Here is a 4,951-nt window from a genome sequence, read left to right on the forward strand (position 1 = left end):
CCAGCCCAGGGCAAAAACCAGTTTTCGTAAATCCAAGTGTAGGTACTTGGAGGGCTATCGCCACTACCAATATGAGTTTTCAACAGAATTCTGGCGACAATACCGGAAGCCACAAACAGAAAGATAGCATTCAATCCCATGATTTCAAAAGGCCGCCCCCATTTCCAACCTCGCACTTCGATTGTTTCGTAGCAAACTGCTAGTAATAGTAAGGCCCAACCTGCGGTAAAAACTACATAGGAACTTGTCCAAAGTTGTTTGTTGATGGGAAATAAAAATCCCCACAAATGGCCGATTACTAGGCAACAAAGTCCGCAGATTGCTAGGTTGATACTGGTGCGGGTTTTGATTGGCTGTACTCGCAGCCATTCTCCGGTAAAGTAGCCGATGAGGACTGTTACCACTGCTGGTAAGGTGCTTAAGAGTCCTTCGGGGTCGAAGGGGCCACCTTTGTAGAGGTGTTGGCTGCCTAGAATTAGGCGATCGACATATCCTCCAAAATTGCCCTCTGGCGTTAGTTCACCGGCGCTGTACCCCCCTACAGGCACTATGGTTAACAATGCCCAATAACTGAATAATATGGCAATAGCGAGGAGTTTTTGGTGGCGGGGGGAGAGGTTGATAATGGCGATCGCACTTATGAAATAAGCTAAGCCAATCCGCTGCAATACTCCCATAATGCGGATTTTAGCGAAGTTTTCGATGGGGGCGCTGTTGAGAAGTACGTCAAGGGCGATCGAGGATGTGTTTAGCAGCAATCCTAATATAAACAAAATGGCGGCGCGCCTCCCAATCCGCCAGTAGATATTTGAAGAAGGAAGATGCGAAGTCAACTCCCCTTTACCCCCTTGAGGGGAAGTCAGAAGAACCCCCCCCAACCCCTTCCAAGGGGGGAAGGAATCAGCAAGAGGTTTTTTTTCTGTATCTGTTTGTTCCGGTGTTTCTGTGGTTTTTGATGCTGCTGTTTCTATTTTTGTAGGAGTTTTAGTGTATTTGGATAGGGAAAATGACATCGCGCAGCCGACGATGAATAGAAAAAAGGGAAATACTAAGTCTGTGGGGGTGCAGCCGTGCCATTCTGCGTGTTCTAGCGGCGGATAAACCTGTTTCCAACTGCCGGGGTTGTTGACTAGGACCATGGAGGCGATCGCAATTCCGCGAAAAACATCAAGGGATTTTAAACGCATAAATAAGTTATTTGTTATTTGTTATTGGTTATTGGTTATTTGTTATTTGTTATTGGTTATTTGTCTCTATTCCCTCATCCATTCCCCCCTTGGGGGGGGTAGCCCAATGCCCAATTCCCTGCTCGATTCCCCCCTTGGGGGGGTAGGGGGGGGGTAGCCCAATTCCCATAGGTGTCAACTTAAGGTCAAACCCAGTCACAGATATCCCCCTAGCCCCTCCATGGAGACCCACCCCTAGCCCCTCCCTGGAGGGGAACCGGATCTAGCCCCTCCCTGGAGACCCACCCCTCGCCCCTCCCTGGAGGGGAACCGGATCTAGCCCCTCCCTGGAGACCCACCCCTCGCCCCTCCCTGGAGGGGAACCGGATCTAGCCCCTCCATGGAGACCCACCCCTCGCCCCTCCCTGGAGGGGAACCGGATCTAGCCCCTCCATGGAGACCCACCCCTCGCCCCTCCCTGGAGGGGAACGGGATCTAGCCCCTCCATGGAGACCCACCCCTCGCCCCTCCCTGGAGGGGAACCGGATCTAGCCCCTCCATGGAGACCCACCCCTCGCCCCTCCCTGGAGGGGAACCGGATCTAGCCCCTCCCTGGAGACCCACCCCTAGCCCCTCCCTGGAGGGGAACCGGATCTAGCCCCTCCCTGGAGACCCACCCCTAGCCCCTCCCTGGAGGGGAACCGGATCTAGCTCCCCTCTAGAGAGGGGCTGGGGGTGTGTCGGATCTCTGCCCTCTAGAGAGGAGAGTAGGTACACACCATGCTTTTAAGCTTAAGTTGACACCTATGCCCAATTCCCAATTCCCCATTCCCTATATCTGTATCCCTTCCACAGTCAAAATTACCCCATTTTTCATCAACGTCTCGCAGCGTTCTGCATAAAATTGTGCTGCTTTATCTTGTTTATTTACTTGCAACACGCGCAAAAACATTTGTCTTGCTTGGGCGAATTGTTGCTGGTAATGAAAAAAAATTCCCTGTTCAAAATAAGTTTGGGTTTGTGTTTTTAGTTCGATCATTGTATCTGAATCGCCGTCGTAGATTTCAAATACAGCAACAGGGGTTTGTTTTCCTTTGACTTGGACGCGATCGAGAAATCGGCACTTATAATGTTGGGGGTCGTCTATCCGACAAAGAGTTTGGACGCTAGCTACAATACCAACTCCGTAAAGCTTTGTCAATCCTTCCACGCGGGAGGCTAAATTCACTGCATCGGAAATCACCGTACTTTCCATGCGTTCCGCTTCGCCAATCGTACCTAACATTAAAGTTCCAGTATGCAAACCAATGCCGATAGAAATAGGTTGATAGCCACTATTTTGCCTGTGTTTATTATAAATTTTAACTTGTTGCTGCATCTCAATTGCTGCTTGGACGGCATCTTCTGGGCGATTGGGAAACAAAGCCATAATACCGTCGCCCAGATATTTGTCTATAAACCCATTGTACTGGCGAATTACTGGTCCAACTCTAGTTAAGTAAGAGTTAATAAAATCAAAATTATCTCTGGGAGACATACTTTCTGACAAACTGGTAAATGAGCGAATGTCGGCAAACATAATCGTCATTTCTGCTTGCACAGAGTCTCCCAATCTCGCATCAACGATGCTTTCTCTTTTGAGAAATTTCAAGAATTCGCGGGGGACAAAACGAGCGGAGGCGGCGGCAATTTTTTCCAGTTCGCTTTTGCTGGACTCGATTTGATTCAGGGAACTAAATGCTCTCAGTGCGGTGACTACTGTGGTAAATAATTTTTTATTTGTCAGTTCGGTTTTGGTTTTGTAATCATTGATATCATAGCTGACAATGACGACATCTTCTGGCACTTGTCCGGGCTGTCCAGTGCGTAAAATAATCCGCACTATCTTATTGTCTAAAATATCACGGATGTATTTAACTACTTCTAAGCCGGCTTCTTCCGTTTCCATAACGACATCTAGCAAAATCAATGCTATGTCTTGATTTTCTTTGATGATTTCCTTGGCTTCTTTGCCTGAGTAAGCGCTGACAAAATTGATTGATTTATTTTCAAAACAAAATTCTTTTAAAGCTAGTTTTGTAATATGGTGAATCTCTATTTCGTCATCAACAATTAATACTTTCCAACTCGATTCTCTAGTTTTTTGTTCCCGTTCGTCTTCTTCAATAAATATTAAATTTTCGTCTTCAGCATCGAATAATTTTTGACTAGCTTCTGACATTGCTCCTACTCCTGAATATTATTTAATTAATGCTTTATCCTAGCTAATTATAAATTTATGCTGGAATTTTAATCAAAAATTTTGTGCCACAACCTAGTTGACTTTGGCATTGAATTGTGCCTTGAAGTTTTTGATGCACTAAATTGTAAATAATGTGTAATCCCAATCCAGTGCCGCCCTGTCCTCTTTTGGTGGTAAAGAAGGGTTGAAAAATTTTACTGAGATTGTCGGGAGAAATTCCTTTGCCATCATCAGTATATTCAAATACTAACAGATCGCCCTCTAGTTGCAAGTCAAAGGTGATAAGTCCTGCGTCGTTTGGGTCGTAAGCGTGAAGTAGGGAGTTCATTATCAGATTGGTTACAATTTGACAGAACACGCCAGGGTAGCTATCCAGTAAAATATTTTCAGGGCAATTAATCTTTACTTTGTGTTTAGTTGTTCTGAGTTTTGGTGTTAAAGATGTCAATATTTCCTCTAGATATTTTTTCACTGGAAAAGTTCGTTTTAATTCACTGGACTGATCGACTGCCACTTCTTTAAAGCTATGGATCAAGTCTGCCGCCCGCGTGAGGTTAGTTAATATCATATTACTACTTTGCAATGCAGTATCCAGAAACTTTTCTAACTCAGATCGTTTAATCTGACCGTTGCTGTAAATATCGCAAAATTTTGTAACTTTTTCGGCTAGGAGTGAGGCGGCGGCGATGCCAATGCCTATGGGAGTGTTGATTTCGTGGGCAATACCAGCCACTAACCCTCCAAGGGCGGCCATTTTTTCTGATTCTACGAGTTGATTTTGGGTGGCTTTTAAGTATTCTAAAGTTTGGGAAAGTTCCCAGGTTCTCTCTTGTACTAACTGTTCGAGATTTTGATGAGTATCTAGCCCATTGTTGATGTTGATGTTTTTATTTAAATATCCCAGATTATTTATCAAGTTTGGGTATTTTGATTCTAAAATCGCTGCTTGGTCTTGGGCACCAAAGTGCTGATAGCAAGAGTGGGATTCTGTTAAGTAAATTTGCGCGATTTTCGGGATTCCTAATGAGAGATAAAACAGTCCTGCTAATTCTGCTGCTAATGCTTGTCCGTGGATATCCCCATTTTGTTCTGCTTCTTGAATTGCCAAGTCGTAAGATTTCATGGCTTCGAGGATGTTGCCGATTTTGCTAGCTTGTTCGGCTGCTAACAAGCTGTAATTATCCTGATAATTCATGAAATTAAAATCCCTTAATTCGGCATTTAATTGAGTTTAAAAATTTTGTGGCTTGTCTGTATAAGTCATGTAATATCCCAATATCTAAGGGAAATTACGGAGCGATCGCCCTGGAAAAAACTATAGATAGATGCTCTGTGGAATTCCTAATCTACATTCTAGCCTTCAAACAAGCCGAAACTGCACTTGCCGATCGCCACAGTGCAAAAATAAACTGGTTCGGGAAAATCTCAAGCTAAAATCTAAAAACAACTATGCAAAATATAATGACCTCAAATCCCGTCTCTAGCGGTGCAGACATTAGACTACTGGTAGTCGATATCGATGGTACGATCGCAGGTAAATCCA

Annotated in this window: 3 protein-coding genes; all 3 read right to left on the bottom strand. The window is 44.7% G+C overall.

Annotated elements, in window-relative coordinates; all coding sequences use genetic code 11:
• Nucleotides 1-1,187: DUF5009 domain-containing protein (locus AAFP11_RS29715; RefSeq protein WP_341740235.1), on the bottom strand; the 1,187-nt coding region annotated here is incomplete at its 3' end.
• A gap of 811 nt (nucleotides 1,188-1,998) precedes the next feature.
• Nucleotides 1,999-3,387, bottom strand: coding sequence for an adenylate/guanylate cyclase domain-containing protein (locus tag AAFP11_RS29720; RefSeq protein ID WP_341740236.1), 1,389 nt, complete (start codon nucleotides 3,385-3,387; stop codon nucleotides 1,999-2,001).
• Between the two features lie 55 nt (nucleotides 3,388-3,442).
• Nucleotides 3,443-4,603, bottom strand: coding sequence for a HAMP domain-containing sensor histidine kinase (locus AAFP11_RS29725; RefSeq protein WP_341740237.1), 1,161 nt, complete (start codon nucleotides 4,601-4,603; stop codon nucleotides 3,443-3,445).
• Nucleotides 4,604-4,951 lie beyond the last annotated feature (348 nt).

The sequence above is a fragment of the Microcoleus sp. CAWBG640 genome (genome assembly GCF_020883015.1).
Lineage (GTDB): Bacteria > Cyanobacteriota > Cyanobacteriia > Cyanobacteriales > Microcoleaceae > Microcoleus > Microcoleus anatoxicus.

Bases quoted from the DNA above. Each gene is read 5' to 3' on its own strand.
- AAFP11_RS29725 (WP_341740237.1), bottom strand. From the start codon at position 4,603: ATGAATTATCAGGATAATTACAGCTTGTTAGCAGCCGAACAAGCTAGC.
- AAFP11_RS29720 (WP_341740236.1), bottom strand. From the start codon at position 3,387: ATGTCAGAAGCTAGTCAAAAATTATTCGATGCTGAAGACGAAAATTTA.